The 14,053-nt window shown below is 47.1% G+C and carries 17 protein-coding genes; 7 read left to right on the forward strand and 10 right to left on the reverse strand.

All coding sequences use genetic code 11. From position 1 onward, the window contains the following. Nucleotides 1–219: 219 nt before the first annotated feature. A complete protein-coding gene (locus NYE48_RS23045; RefSeq protein WP_341000083.1) occupies nt 220–1,119 on the reverse strand; it encodes an oxidoreductase in 900 nt (299 codons plus the stop codon). A gap of 117 nt (nt 1,120–1,236) precedes the next feature. Beyond that, nucleotides 1,237–1,995, reverse strand: a complete 759-nt coding sequence (locus NYE48_RS23050; protein ID WP_212952337.1) for an SDR family oxidoreductase — start codon at nt 1,993–1,995, stop codon at nt 1,237–1,239. A gap of 247 nt (nt 1,996–2,242) precedes the next feature. Here NYE48_RS23050 and NYE48_RS23055 point away from each other — a divergent pair, with 247 nt between their 5' ends. Continuing rightward, nucleotides 2,243–2,827: a TetR/AcrR family transcriptional regulator gene (locus tag NYE48_RS23055; protein ID WP_212952336.1), complete on the forward strand. Its 585-nt coding sequence runs from the start codon at nt 2,243–2,245 to the stop codon at nt 2,825–2,827. A 131-nt stretch (nt 2,828–2,958) separates the two neighbouring features. Here NYE48_RS23055 and NYE48_RS23060 read toward each other — a convergent pair whose 3' ends face one another. The 6 genes from NYE48_RS23060 to NYE48_RS23085 form a co-directional block, all read right to left on the reverse strand. Further along, on the reverse strand, nt 2,959–3,891 hold the full coding sequence (locus NYE48_RS23060; protein WP_212952335.1) for a phosphotransferase family protein: 933 nt from the start codon (nt 3,889–3,891) through the stop codon (nt 2,959–2,961). Nucleotides 3,892–4,098: 207 nt separating this feature from the next. Then, nucleotides 4,099–4,863 carry a helix-turn-helix domain-containing protein gene (locus NYE48_RS23065; protein WP_036715744.1) on the reverse strand — a complete coding sequence of 255 codons (765 nt, stop codon included), beginning with the start codon at nt 4,861–4,863 and terminating at the stop codon, nt 4,099–4,101. Nucleotides 4,864–5,076: 213 nt separating this feature from the next. Continuing rightward, nucleotides 5,077–6,060 (reverse strand): tRNA dihydrouridine synthase, encoded by a 984-nt coding sequence (locus NYE48_RS23070; RefSeq protein ID WP_341000084.1) that lies wholly within the window; start codon nt 6,058–6,060, stop codon nt 5,077–5,079. 524 nt (nt 6,061–6,584) lie between these two features. Continuing rightward, nucleotides 6,585–7,301 carry a 3-ketoacyl-ACP reductase gene (locus NYE48_RS23075; RefSeq protein WP_212952333.1) on the reverse strand — a complete coding sequence of 239 codons (717 nt, stop codon included), beginning with the start codon at nt 7,299–7,301 and terminating at the stop codon, nt 6,585–6,587. 384 nt (nt 7,302–7,685) lie between these two features. Further along, on the reverse strand, nt 7,686–8,273 hold the full coding sequence (locus NYE48_RS23080) for a zeta toxin family protein (RefSeq protein WP_341000085.1): 588 nt from the start codon (nt 8,271–8,273) through the stop codon (nt 7,686–7,688). Beyond that, nucleotides 8,266–8,442 (reverse strand): hypothetical protein, encoded by a 177-nt coding sequence (locus NYE48_RS23085; RefSeq protein ID WP_212952331.1) that lies wholly within the window; start codon nt 8,440–8,442, stop codon nt 8,266–8,268. The genes NYE48_RS23080 and NYE48_RS23085 overlap by 8 nt, the downstream gene beginning before the upstream one ends. Before the next feature lie 339 nt (nt 8,443–8,781). On the opposite strand from NYE48_RS23085, the gene NYE48_RS23090 reads away from it, so the two are divergent. The 3 genes from NYE48_RS23090 (at nt 8,782) to NYE48_RS23100 (ending at nt 10,661) form a co-directional block, all read left to right on the forward strand. Continuing rightward, complete coding sequence (locus NYE48_RS23090; protein ID WP_341000717.1) at nt 8,782–8,865, forward strand: Ltp family lipoprotein; 84 nt, start codon at nt 8,782–8,784, stop codon at nt 8,863–8,865. A 129-nt stretch (nt 8,866–8,994) separates the two neighbouring features. Beyond that, on the forward strand, nt 8,995–9,510 hold the full coding sequence (locus NYE48_RS23095) for an IS3 family transposase (protein ID WP_341000086.1): 516 nt from the start codon (nt 8,995–8,997) through the stop codon (nt 9,508–9,510). 824 nt (nt 9,511–10,334) lie between these two features. Continuing rightward, nucleotides 10,335–10,661, forward strand: coding sequence for a hypothetical protein (locus NYE48_RS23100; RefSeq protein WP_341000087.1), 327 nt, complete (start codon nt 10,335–10,337; stop codon nt 10,659–10,661). A 777-nt stretch (nt 10,662–11,438) separates the two neighbouring features. On the opposite strand, the gene NYE48_RS23105 is transcribed toward NYE48_RS23100, so the two are convergent. Then, nucleotides 11,439–11,987, reverse strand: coding sequence for a hypothetical protein (locus NYE48_RS23105; protein WP_341000088.1), 549 nt, complete (start codon nt 11,985–11,987; stop codon nt 11,439–11,441). 306 nt (nt 11,988–12,293) lie between these two features. Here NYE48_RS23105 and NYE48_RS23110 point away from each other — a divergent pair, with 306 nt between their 5' ends. From NYE48_RS23110 to NYE48_RS23120, 3 genes are all read left to right on the forward strand, one after another. Next, on the forward strand, nt 12,294–12,464 hold the full coding sequence (locus NYE48_RS23110; RefSeq protein ID WP_341000089.1) for a hypothetical protein: 171 nt from the start codon (nt 12,294–12,296) through the stop codon (nt 12,462–12,464). Continuing rightward, entirely contained in the window at nt 12,445–12,687 is a 243-nt protein-coding gene (locus NYE48_RS23115; RefSeq protein WP_341000090.1) for an IS3 family transposase, read from the forward strand. The genes NYE48_RS23110 and NYE48_RS23115 overlap by 20 nt, the downstream gene beginning before the upstream one ends. Before the next feature lie 26 nt (nt 12,688–12,713). Beyond that, a protein-coding gene (locus tag NYE48_RS23120; protein WP_341000091.1) for an IS3 family transposase occupies nt 12,714–13,864 on the forward strand; the annotation gives its coding sequence in 2 pieces (ribosomal slippage) (nt 12,714–12,969 and nt 12,969–13,864; 1,152 coding nt in all). Here NYE48_RS23120 and NYE48_RS23125 read toward each other — a convergent pair. Next, nucleotides 13,852–14,043: a hypothetical protein gene (locus NYE48_RS23125; protein WP_341000092.1), complete on the reverse strand. Its 192-nt coding sequence runs from the start codon at nt 14,041–14,043 to the stop codon at nt 13,852–13,854. The genes NYE48_RS23120 and NYE48_RS23125 overlap by 13 nt on opposite strands. Between the last annotated feature and the right edge of the window lie 10 nt (nt 14,044–14,053).

Consider the following 14,053-nt stretch of genomic DNA (forward strand, 5'->3'; position numbering starts at 1 on the left):
AAGCTCGCACCATTAATCAAATGCGTTCTGGGCATGGGGAAGGGATCTTGACCTATTCCATGCGCAGGACAACTTGCTGGTTCGCCGTATCGGTGGAAGCGGATCGTCCGCATAGTAGCAGGACTGGATATGTCTGATTGTTCACCTCTTTGTTAGACGTATCTAAATTCTCCAATTTGAGGTTTGTTTTAGCAAACATCCCCTCTCCTATGCCCGAGATCAGCGAAACGCATACTTCACTTGTGTCAGCTCCTCGGAAACCGTCCACAACCGCCACGCGGCTGCTTCGTCATGCGAGCGCGTATTTGAATCTACCTTTTTAGGATATCCGCGCAATTCGAGACGTGTTGGCCCAAAGTAATCTCCGCCTTGGACGTTTGGCGCAGTGGCTGCATAAAGGGTCGGCAATACACCCATTTTCGAGGGCTGCGCGAAAAGGGGATTCAGGCGTCGCATCATGCTGGAATGCCGCAGCGCATTGGTCGCTGACCAGCCCGGATGCGCAGCTGCTGCCAGCGTGGATTGGCCTGCCGCAACAAGCCGGCGCTGCAACTCATAGGTGAACAGCAGATTCGCCAGCTTGCTCTGAGCATAGCCGCGCGCTGGCTTGTAATTCCGCTCCAGGTTCAGGTCATCAAAGTGAATGATTCCCGACCGATGCGACAAACTGCTTACGGTCACAATCCGAGCGCCCGGCGTTGCGCCGAGCCTATCCAGCAGCAAACCGGTCAGCGCGAAGTGCCCCAGGTGAATGACCCCGAATTGCTGCTCGAAACCCTGCGCTGTTTTCCTGTAAGGCGGCTTCGCCACGCCGGCGTTGTTGATCAGGAGATCAAGCCGATGGTAGTTCTGACGGAAGGCCGTCGCAAAAGCGCGGACGCTCTCCAGATCACCCAGATCGAGCGCCATGACTACGACCTTGCCCGACGGCTTAAGTGCTCTAATCCGGTTAGCGGCAGGGTTGGCTTTGGCGATACTGCGGCAGGCCATAATGACCGTCGCTCCCTTGTTGGCTAACGCCCGCGCCGCCTCCCAACCAATCCCGCTGTTTGATCCAGTCACAATCGCCACCCGTCCGGTCTGATCCGGCATGTGGTCTTCTGTCCATGGTGTTGTCATGTGGTTCCGTCCTTCCTCCGTTCAATCCGAAAACTAGAGTCAGTGTTCCTATTCAAATGCCGGGTAAAAAAACTCCTCGCAAACGGCTTATAGCCAACTGCGAGCCCGGGCACGAACTTAGATCTGAGAGCCTCCTCCATCCACGGGGAACTCGGCTCCGGTTGTGTAAGTCGCGTCGAACGCAAGGAACGCGGCTGCTTTGGCAACCTCGAGGGGGTCACCGAAACGCAGCATGGGGATCTGCTGACTCATCTCCGCTTTGGTCTGTTCTGCAGCTTCCTTCGGCATCGACTTGTCCATGATGCCGGTGTCGATGGGGCCGGGGCTGACCGCGTTGACGCGAATCTTCCGCGGCAACAGCTCACGGGCCAGACTGCGAGTCATGGAGCGCAGCGCTCCTTTACTGGCCGCATACGCATTGAGCATCGGGATACCCACTGCGTTCGCGATCGACGTGGTGAATACCACGCTGCTTCCTGTGTTTAGCAACGGTGTCAGTCTCTGCACGGTAAAGTACGGACCTTTGGTATTGATGGTAAGCAGCTCGTCGTACACTTCCTCGGTCATCGACTCGAAGGGGATAAAGCGCGTGATGCCGGCGTTTACGAACAGGGCATCGATCGTTCCGAACTCGGCCTTTATCCGTTCGGCCAACTCGTCGATATCTGTTAACATTGCTGCGTCGCTCAGCACTGCGACTGCGTCGTTGCCAATTTTTTCACGGGCTGAGTCAAGCTTGGCCTGGGTACGACCGGTAATAAGGACGCGTGCTCCTTCATCCGCCAGCAGCTTTGCTGTTGCGAGGCCGATCCCGCTGCTGCCTCCCGTAATCACCACTTTCTTGCCTGCGTATTTACTTCCTGCATTGTTCCCCATCTTCATCTTCCTCCCTTGGTTTATCCGGTATCATCTTGCTAAACAAACGGTCTCAGTTGTACCAACGATTGACCCAACAATGTAGTAAAAACTAAACTGTTTGTGCTAATCTTATCCAAGAGGTTTGGGCTGTACAACCAGTAAAAAACCGTATTTGTGGCTTAAACAACAGAGGTGCTTATTTGTTGTCCTTTGGCTTTCCAAAACGCATGATAACCAATAGATCCTGAGAAAGAGGGAGAAGCAGATGCTCACTAACACAAACGATCCTCGCGTGAAACGGACGCGTCAACTATTGATGCACGCTTTTATGGAATTGCTTGAGCAGAAGAAGAATGTCTCTTCTATTACCGTACAAGATATTACGTCTTACGCGACCGTAAATCGCTCCACGTTCTATGCGCATTTTGAAGACAAATTCGCATTTCTTGAGAGCTGGATGAGGGAAAAATTTTTGGAGAAGCTGAAGAATGAGCTGCCTAATGCTGCTTTATCCGATATAGGGAGCCTGCGAACGCTTATTTTAATCGTTTTCGATTTCCTGTACTGTACTCGTCCGTATATGACTTTAGCTGATCGTCAGTATGAATCGTTATTTGAGGTCGCAATGCAAAAGGAGCTATATGCCCTGTTATTTACCTGGTTAAGCGAACAATCGGAACCATCCGTTTCGCAAGAGACGGTGGAGGCTGCAGCCCGGATTGCAAGCTGGGGGATATTTGGATCAGCCGTCGAGTGGAGCAGACATCCGGAATCTAAATCGGCGGAAGACATGGCGCGAGAAGTGTTGGTGGTCGTGGCTGCAGGTTTAGCACCCGCCATAGGGGAATAGTTCGTGCCGCGTACAACGGTAAATCGGGTTAGATCCAGCCGCTTCAACAGCTCATCTCCCATTTCGGTCAACAGCACGATGCCGATGTCCTCAGAAATACTATTTTTTAATCATGAGTTACGATGTAAGGATCATCTTAAACTCAATAGCTCATCACGGAGTTCGTAATAAGCATCATTCCATCCCATCTTTGCATAAAAGCGTAATCCGATCAATCCATTATAATAGGTTGCACCCATGAACCTCTCTTTAAAATTCGGTATGTCCATGCCTATTTCTTGCTGATAATCTTGGTATATTTGGACCACATCGAGCTTCAAGTGTGTTTTGATGTGCCAGTCCAATGTGGCAAGGTCGATCAGAAAATCTCCATATTTGCCGTTGCTATCAATGATCCCGGTTATTCGTTGCCCGTCAGATAAAATGTTGTACTGGTGAAAATCGCCGTGAATAAAAAATCGATGCGGTTCATTGTACGTAGCATAGGCTAACAATCTGCTGTAACATTCATCAAACACGTCTTTCTCCAGACAGGATGTTTCGAACAAGCTGTGCCAGCCTTCCCATAAGCTATCCGCTTGTTCCTCAGCGAAGGTCGCAATAATATGCTCCCTCCAGGAACTATAAGTACCATCACCACTAGCATTTATCGTCCCATATCCTTTGGTTGTTTCTGGCTTTACCTGGTTCATTTGCGTTAAAATTTGAACGACCTCCGGAAGCATTCGCTGTTGCTGCTCATAAGAGAAGTCGTTCAGAATCCGTCCCGCGATCTTTTCCGAAATCAGGTAGTTCATTGATTTAAATTTTCCTAGCTCCATGCAGCGGGCAAACGGAACTCCCTGCGAGGATAAAAGGTTTGAAATCAATTTTTCCGTTTCAAAACTCCCGGTTAAATCGCAAAATTTAATGATGTATTCCTGATCCAAACATGCGAAGGAGAATACCGCGCTTATATTCCCGCCTTCCAATGGCGTTATTGCGGTTACATCTGATCGAAAATGCTTGCGCAATACAGCTCGCACTTCGGAAATTTCCACTGTTGGTTTATTATACGCCGCCATCTATTTCATCCTTTTTATCTTCGTCTTTTTCCTGCATATACAACGTGTATGAAAAGCATAGCATGGAGTTACCGTTAAAATATAGGTAAAGTACAATTATAATGATCTGCCCTTTCGTATAACAAAAAACAGCAGCCAATTACTTGACTGCTGTCATCCTGTCAGCGTAGCAACAGGTTGCGTATCTAAACCACGGGGCAGGAACCATTATTTTAACGAATAATCAAAGGAAAACGAGCTTGGTTTACTTACAACCCTATGAACGATTGAAAATAAACGGGTTGCAAGATCACCTTTAACATTAAGTCTATACCCACCTCGGACCCTATCCACGAAGCCCAGTTCAATGCAATCCACGATTACCTTGTCAAAATTCATGTCCGAGGGCAGCCGGGAGCGAAGGATCGATTCTTCTACTGGAGTGAAGTCTGGCTGCAGGTTCTCATTGTTAACCAATAACTCATACAGAACCGTAATCATATCGGCAGGTAAAACGTTCATTGGAAATTCTACGGATTCATGCATTGCATCTGTAGCTTCGTTTAAGAAAAGCGATGTTGCGATACAAACCAATCTGTCTTTAGCCCACAAACCTAATCCAGTTGGACCTAGATGGATTTGAGTTAGTGATGGGTGTGATGCCGGTGTCTGCACATGATGAGATGTAGCAGCAATCACCTCGCCCAAAAAATTAATCTGTTCCTCTTGCGTCGTCTTCCGGAGTTCCATTCTGATTTGAGGTAACATGGCTTGCAAATGGCTGCCTCTTCCGAGCAGGTAGTCTGTAGTGCAGTCAAAAACGTTTGCCAACTCCGTTAAAAGAGAAATATCGGGCAAGGAGTCCCCTTTTTCCCATTTGGAAACGGCTTGTGCCGAAACATTAAGAAGCAGCCCTAATTTTTCTTGGGTCATGCTTTTGCTATGACGCAGCTGACTGATTCTTTCACCAAAACGATTCGCATCCTGTACCATGGTTTACCACACCTCCCTTAATTTATAAATTGATTATATCCGATCTGTATCTTGATGATATCGAGGCGTAATTTTAGAACTTAATCACTGGTTGGAATTCTAAAACGCTGGTTGAAACGGACTGCTGAATGCTCATAATCTGCCCTGCCATACAACAGGTCAACGCAAAGAAACTCCATCCCCTAAGGGACGGAGTTGCTCCGCATACCTTATTTAATTTTCTGCGCCCTCATCCATATGTTGCGTAAATTCGTCCAGAAGCGCGCGCACTTCATCGGTAGACGTCGTGCTCATCAATTGATTCCTTAGTTCGCTTGCCCCTCGGAACCCTTTGACATAAATCTTGAAAAAGCGGTGAAGAGCTTTGAATGGACGGGCCTCTAACTTTTGGGAGTACTGATCATGGAGATCCAGCTGCAATCTTAAAAGATCAAGGTATTCGCTGCTACTATGCTCCCTCGGCTCTTTTTCAAAGGCAAATGGATTTTTAAAAATACCGCGCCCGATCATGATCCCGTCCACGCCATATTGTTCAGCCAGCTTCAAGCCCGTTTGACGGTCAGGAATATCTCCGTTAATCGTCAGCAGCGTATGCGGCGCCACACGATCCCGAAGCTCCTTGATTTCAGGAATCAGTTCCCAATGCGCATCGACTTGGCTCATTTCCTCTCTCGTCCGCAAGTGGATCGAAAGATTAGCGATATCTTGCTTCAAAATATGGGTCAACCAGTCCTGCCATTCATCCACTCTTGTGAAACCAAGTCTGGTCTTCACGCTTACAGGCAATCCTCCTGCCTTGGCCGCTTGGATGATGTCAGCCGCAACCTCCGGCCGGAGAATGAGGCCGCTTCCCTTCCCGTTGCATGCAACATTATGGACAGGACAACCCATATTGATATCGATCCCTTTAAATCCCATCTTCGCCATATCGATACTCATTTTTTCAAAATACTCCGGCTTATCGCCCCATATATGCGCGATCATGGGTTGTTCATCCTCGGTAAAGAGCAGCCGGCCGCGCACGCTATGATTGCCTTCCGGGTGACAATAGCTCTCCGTATTCGTAAACTCCGTAAAAAATACATCCGGTCTTCCCGCTTTACTCACGACATGACGAAAAACAACGTGCGTCACATCTTCCATCGGTGCAAGCACAAAAAAAGGCCGGGGTAAATCAAGCCAAAAATTGTTGTTCACTTCAAACTCAAATCCTTTCGTTATGATGCAGCTTCAAACGTTGTCCCAACATATTACGCCTAATGTTTTTCTTATCCGCTTATATCATGCTTAATCACTTAATGATTAAACAATAGTACTCTTGAGAGATCCAACCAAGCAACTGCTTAGTGCTTACTGACAATATTATATATCAAATTAAAAGAATTTTTTATCTTGTCAGCCTTTAAGAAAAAAGAACCAATTCCCCAACCAGAAATTTTCGGTGCGACCGGAAATCATACAATCCTTTTTTAGAAGACACAAAAACCGAGGAGAAACGGGAGTAGATACCCTCTCGGACGGCTCTCATGCAAACTTTTTGTCCTTTAGTCAGACTTCTTAGACTTTGGGTGAACGCAGATGCTAATTATGTTGAGTAGATCGTTTGGGCAGATTGATGCCGTGCCCCTAATGGCTTACACCCATATTGGAGCTTTGTATGATATAAAAAGGAAGACGCCACCCCACATACATAGGGCAGCGTCTTGATATTTCAACTATCATTAAGGGTTGGTTGACCAGAGTCCGGCATGTTTTAGTAAAACACGCGGATGAAGTTTCAGCTGTGCAACCATTAAGTCTGCCAAGTCTTCTGCCTGCATCACTTTATCCGGATTGCCGTCTGTTAAGTTGAGTTCAACAGCCATATCTGTTGCCACCGTACTTGGCGTTAACGTGGTCACACGGATATTGTGCTTACGCACTTCAAGCATTAATGACTCGCTTAATCCGATCACCGCAGCTTTTGAAGCCGAGTATGCACTTGTAACCGGTGCGCCTTTTTGGCCGGCCGTCGAGGAGATATTAATGATGTCGCCTGTTTTGCGCTCAATCATTTCCGGGAGTACTGCACGAGTTGTGTAGTACACGCCTTTTACGTTGACATCGATAATATTGGTCCATTCCTCAGGCGTTAAGTCCATGAAGTTGCCGAATTTGGAGATGCCGGCATTGTTGACCAAAATGTCGATCGCGCCAAGCTCACCGCGAATGGATTCAACCGCTGCAGTGATCGAGTCTAGATCCGCTACGTTTGCCGCGGCGATGGCCACCTTCACATCATACTGTTTAAGTTCCTCTGCTACGCGTTGCAAATTTTCAAGCGTGCGTCCGACAAGACCTACGTGAATACCTTCTTTGGCAAAAGCTATTGCTGTTGCACGTCCAATTCCGCGCCCTGCTCCTGTAATTAACGCCACTTTGCCTTGGATTGTTTGCATGGTGTTCACTCCTTAATAAAATCGTTTTGAAACAACGCTGAACCCTGCATTCCACCGTTGCCTCAATATATAAACTTGCAAAACAGTCATTTACTCAATGTTCGACCCCACTTATTGTATCACGACTTGATTTGAATCTGAAATGTCATGATGGAAAAACAGGAGTGGAGCAGTGATTATCCATCTACCACAAGCATTGATTAAAGCTGCCAGCAAGATATGCACAGTTCATCTTCAGGATGTCAAGAAAGTCCTCAACAACTATTTTTATCTCCAAATTATGCAACGCGATACCGCGGTAATATTGTAAAAAACAGGAAATTACTCAGATCGCATTCCATCATAAATGAAAAGAAGAACAACCCAGATCCTTGGCTGTTCTTTTTACGTTAAATATTGCTGTTCAATAATTTCAACCCAGCGTGGAAGCGACTCCGCACGATGTGTAATCAAACCATTTCGTATGACAAGAGCAGTTTCACCTTCAGATCGGCTATTATCAACAACAATAAGGTGATCAAGCAAATGAAGATGTGAAATTAAATTTTGCATTGAGGTATCATGTCGTCTAACAATATCCTCAGCTGGAATGTGATGTCCACCATTTTTAACACGCACTGCTACCCTCTCAATATTCAAGCAATAATCTCCTAGGCCAACGTAAAACATGGTTACTTCGAATCCGCTTGCTTTGGCACCCTGCATAAGACGTATGGCGTTACTTCCGGCCAATGTTGTTTCGATTGAAAAGTCGCGGCTATTATGAATGCAATCTCTTGCTAATTTTATGGCCTCTTTCCCAGCAGATACCCTTCGTCTCTCTGGATGATTAGAATCCAGTCCTCGAGCCAAAGCATCGGGGTCAATGTTTATACTGATCCCAAGCCGGTCAACAATTAGATTACGGATCGTGCTTTTTCCACTGCCATTGTTCCCGGCGAAAACATACATGATTGGCATTGATTCATGCATGACTGCTATCACGTTCGGTTATTGGAATAATATTTCCGTCACTGTATTCTTTTACTATTTGGCCTTCAGCCGTCTTGTATACAATGTACGTTTCATTGGCCTTGGCATCCAACTTCGCTCGATCACCCGTTAGTTTAATCAACTTCTGGAGATCTTTGAATTGATTCATTCGGCTCACCATCCTGTTACACCAGTATTGGCTTTTAATCTGATTATAACACAAGAGAAGCTCCTGATTAGAATCTCTTTGATTGGGACAACTGAGTTATTGAAGTCTCATAAAGTGTGATACACGCCTTAAAAGGAGGTAGAATCGTAAAGTAGTAGCCCAAAACAAAAAAATCCATCCGGAAAGTTGCTGTATCAAGTTCAATGCGGCATACCTCGCTACAATTTTGATTAACCGGGAGTCCACGTGAAGATCATATCGGAACTTAGGGATCCAGATTAAATGGGGTTGGAAAGAAAATCCAAAGAAAAGGCCGAGCAATATGCAGAGTCTATGAATATGTCGAATTCGGCTATTTACGATCAATTGATTTCAGAATACGGAGAAAAATTTACTAAGGAAGATGCAAAACGCCATAGATAATTTAAAAGCCATAGATAATTTAAAATAAGATAAAAAGGCCCTACTGGCTATATGAAGTGCACCCCTTAGAACAGACATTGGAAAAACCCCTTGGTTTAACCGATGAATTTCTAGGGGGTGTATTTTTTTATGGCGACTAAAGGTCAAAAGTTTAAGACATATTCTGAGGAAATCAAAATAGAGGCCGTCCGCCTGCACGTAGAGGAAAAATGGACATATCGGCAAATCAACGAACACTTAGGAATACAAGATAAGGATCGAATGAAGCGATGGATGCGTAAATACCGTGAGCAGGGTGAATTTGGTCTACTGGATCAACGAGGAAGGCGGAAGGAATATTTAGATCAGGAGCGATATGTTCAGCAGCTGAAACGGGAGAATTCGATGCTAAAAAAGTGTTTGGAAAGTGGTTACTACGCATATTTGAAGCGGAAGAACAACGACCGAGACGCCGAGGCTAAACGACTCATCCACACGGTGTATAAACGCTACGAAGGAAGGTATGGCTACCGGCAGATCCAGTTGTTCTTGTGGCAGGATGAAGGTGTATGGATGAATCACAAGAAGGTACTGCGCCTTATGCAAAAGCTCGGTCTTCAAGCCAGCATTCGCCGGAAACGTCGATTGAACATGACATACCATTAGTTGTGGGCTTCAAGCGGCGGCTACGCGGCTTAGGCGCGGGGTTATACCCAAACTCCATAGGATCGCCTCCTATATATCCGATTGGTATTTCATAATGGTTTGGAGTGCTGATACCTGTACTTTAATTGCATCTGCTGCCTCAATCCCGGCTTTAAAGCGAGCTTCGGCCAAATCACGTTGGAATAAATATTCCGATACGTTACCCTTCGCTATATCGGGGATGAGAGTAGTCTGCATCCCTCCGCTTTTAGCTTTAGCATCTCCTGAGCAAGCATAGAACGGTACTCGCGTTCAGTCTCAGCCTTAGCCCTTCCCAATTCGAAAAGAGCGTCAGCAGACTTGCTAAGGCGTTGTGCAGCGGCATGGATTTCTTTACTGATTTCTGTTATCTCCATGCGTCACCTCAAAACGGCAAATCGTCGTCATTGATATCGATTGGCTGACCGTCATCCATAAATGGATCTTGTTTTTTACTCTCCGTTCGTTCTTGCTGTTGCCCTTTCGGCTCAAGAAAACGCACATTGTCGGCGATGTGCAATGACTCCTTGGTGCAAACCCGTAGCGAGCCGTCAGCCTCTTTGACAAAAGGTTTTTATCGATGTCATTGAGTTTACCAATACGCCTGACAATCACCAGGATGGCGTATGACACAATTCGACAATTATTGTGTGGAGGTGGTCATCAGATTGGAATAATACTAAACTCGGAACAAATTGTTCTTAACACCCGGAGGGAGTGCGGAATTCTAATCCGCATCTTGCTCAATGATCCACTCGTATAGGTCTATGCGTTTCAAAGAAATGTACATTGCAGAGTTTGAAAGGATGCGAGATCAGATTAAGACCGGCATCGACCTCACCGGCTTAAGCCCACAACTCCAGCTACTAATCGCAATGGAACATCGTCAATTACAGATCGAGCAGAAACAGCAGGAACATGAACAGCAGCTTGAAACGATCAAAGAGACGTTCTTGCAGCGTGATGCGTTTGTCCGGAAACTGGTCGATCAAAAGGTTGGGTATCTGCTCGGGAAGCCCTTTGGCATTCAGACGGCCAAGCCGGCATATTACGATCTGCTAAGCCAGTTTTTTGACAAGGCCATGATGCGGCGCCAAACCGTAGCGCAGAGAACTTCCATATGCCGGGCTTAGAATCGACAGCCTGGGCTGGGGATCGGGTCTACGGGGCTGTTTGAGCTCGCGTTTAATAAGAGGAACGGTGGAACGAAGGAATGAAGCGAAGACCCTGCTGGCTACGTGCTGGCAGGGTCTTTTTTCTTTTTGCGATTGTATTCTTTTCGATACTTTTGCTGTTTTAAATGGCGCTCTGGATTAATGATCGGTCGCTTCCCGAGCGGGCATCGTCTCCCGCAATTTGTGGTGACTCCGTTATGTAGATCCGCACTGTCAGCGATCCGGGTATTGCCACAGTCACATTTACATAACCAAAACGAATGATTATTACGTGCTTTTTCGTATGATCTCTCGATTACAACCAAGCGACCGTATCGCTTACCAGTTAAATCCTTAAATTTCGGGGGAGGAGTCTTTGACTTTAAGCACCCGCATGATTTTGTATTTCCACTCCGCAGGCTGTCCACTTTGACGGTTACCTCGTTCCCGCAGTCGCATCTACATATATACCTGCGGTGCTTTCCGATTCGGGACGTCTCCGAAATCACCGTTAGCATCCCGTATTTTTCGCCGGTGAGATCAAGGCGAGCCGGACTGGCGGTATTATTGGTTTGCGCTTCGGGTGATCCGCTTTTCCTGGAATACTTCATCGGCCAGTGGGAAGCTTGGCAGCGCGGTCGCTACTGCTTTGGTCCATGTGGATACCGGATCCACATTCTCTTCGTACACCATCGGTAAACTTTGGCGATACGCACGTCCGGCACGAAAGCGACATTGATACAATAGTCGCCCATATCACCGAAAAACTGGAGCAAGATATCGCATCCTCCGCGGATGCCGTTTATGGATAAGGAGGGATGAATGGTGCGCGTTTATGGTGTCGAGCTGAGCTTTAACAATAAAGCCGAGGTCCTGCGGCTCCCGATCAATCCCTCTGAGATCGAGGTCAGCGAGTCCGGTCAAGGGAGTACGTACGATGTGGTTGGGCTTGGGCAAAACGACCAAATCAAAGCCCTGCAGGAGAGCAAGGCTTTTTTGTTTGTCCCGGAAGACAGCAGTAAGCCGAAATTCAAAGGTCGAACCCGTTGCCGATGGGCTCAGCAGCCCCGGGTCCAGGATGTTAAACTGGTACGCCTCAAAGGCGCTAAGCGCCGCCGAGAAGTCCGAACCGCTGGCCGTACCGTCTGCCCCTCCCGTCAGCTTTACGCCTGCTGTCGGCGTCAGCGTGCCGGTACCGGACCAATCAATAAATGCGTTCGGCTGCAGATCCTCTATCTTGGTTACCGTCTGCAGGTCATCGCCGAGTACAGCCCGAGATAGGTTTGCCACGTAATCGATCGGCAAAAGCGGACAGAAACGCTGTAGACCGCTCTCGACTGTATATTCTGATCCGCAACGTTCGCATTTATCTTTGCTCCCGATCGGGGCTGTGGTACAATATCCTCAATATATTTCAACAACGGCTGGAGCAATCTATAATCCCGACGGACAAGTTCAATTCTACATTCTGGATGCGAATTCCGGGGCCGATATGATAGAGTTGAATCCCGGGGAAATGGAAGTCCTCTATGGCCGTAACTTCCCATTTGAGATCGCACAGGTGGAATTGATCAACGGAGTGTACCATATTCTGATTGTGGAGTTGGATAAATGAGCGAAGGTAAAAAACCATTTTCGGATCCGCGGTGGAATGATACGTCCAAACCGAAGATCATCGGCCATATCGAAAGGACCGAAGAGGAACGCGAAGTCGACAAGAAACGTTTCCGTGATCATCTGCGGAAAATCGGCGTTTTGAAGGATGAAAAGGAAGAGAAATGAAGCACTCACGCTAAGGCGAGGGTGCTTTTTTCATGCCCTGGAGAGTTTCTTCTCGCATCTCAAAACGGAAGGACTCTATCCCTATGATATACGAAATCTGGCAGAGGCACAAAGACGAATTGAGAAATACATACGTTTTTACAACCGAAGACGACCACAGCGTAAATTAAACAATGATGCTAGACTAAATAGTGGACACCGAGAATCGAGAATGCGACAATAAACCTAGCAAAATCGAGGTGTCCGAAGATGAGTCAGAAATATGACAAAGAGTTTAAAATCCAAACCGTAAAAATGATTCAGGAACAGGGGAAGCCGGTGGCGCAGGTCGCCCGAGAATTGGGCGTATCCGACAATACTCTGTACCGCTGGATCAACGAATTCAAACAGGATCCGGTCAATGCGTTTCGCGGCAGCGGCAACCTGAAAATCGAGGAAAAAACCCTTCTCGAAATGCAGAAACGAATCCGCCAACTCGAGATGGAGAACGAAATTTTAAAAAAGGCGATGCACATCTTCGCAAAAGACCGGAACTGATCTTTGCGTTTATCCACAAACACCGCTCCAAGTATCCGGTATCGGAGATGTGCAAGGTTTTGAACGTATCCCGGAGTGGTTATTATCAATGGACCAGGCGCCAGGAAAGCAAGCAAAAGAAACGTCGCCGAGAACTGGAACAACAGATTAGCCGTATCTTTGTGGACTCGCGTCGCCTGTACGGCAGCCCGAAGATCGCTCAAGTCTTGCGCCAGCAAGGTGTTCGGGTATCCGAAAAAACGGTCGCCCGCATCATGAAGGAACTGGGGCTTAAGTCGCGCACCGTCAAGAAATACAAGGCGACGACGAACTCGAACCACAATCTGCCAGTGCATGACAATGTGCTGAACCAGCAGTTCAGGGCACAAGCTCCCAATCAAGTCTGGATGGCGGACATCACTTACGTTCCGACAGACGAGGGATGGCTCTATGTCGCGAGCGTGATGGACTTGTACACGCGCAAAATCGTAGGCTGGCACGCCGATGAGCGAATGACCAAGGAATTGGTCCTGCAAGCTCTGGATCAGGCTTACAACCGTCAACGGCCGAAAGGCGAAGTCCTGCATCATTCCGATCGCGGCAGCCAATACGCATCTCATGAGTACCAAAAACGGCTCTTGAAATACGGGATGAAATGCAGCATGAGCCGCAAGGGCAACTGCTATGACAATGCCTGCATCGAATCGTTCCACAGCGTGCTCAAAAAGGAACTCGTCTATCTGGAGAAGTTCAGAACCCGCAAGGAAGCCCAAAGTCGGATTTTTGAATACATCGAGTTTTTCTACAACCGGAAACGCGTACATTCCGCTATCGGGTATCTTACACCTTTTCAATACGAACAAATGTACGGTCAAATTGCGTAATTTTCTCGATTCTGGCTGTCCAATCTATTGACAGAGGTCCAAAAAGCGATTTTTCTTTCTGGCAGTAAAATCAGTCGGTCTGGCATTCCATCAAAACCCGGTGAGACAAGCTTTAAGGCTAGGCCACCCAAGTCTTTTGTCATCAGAACTAATTTCTGCTCTATATTTTTTTCTCTCATATGTCCTCCA

Origin of the sequence: Paenibacillus sp. FSL M7-1455 (assembly GCF_038004655.1) — a bacterium.
Lineage (GTDB): Bacteria > Bacillota > Bacilli > Paenibacillales > Paenibacillaceae > Paenibacillus_AQ > Paenibacillus_AQ cookii.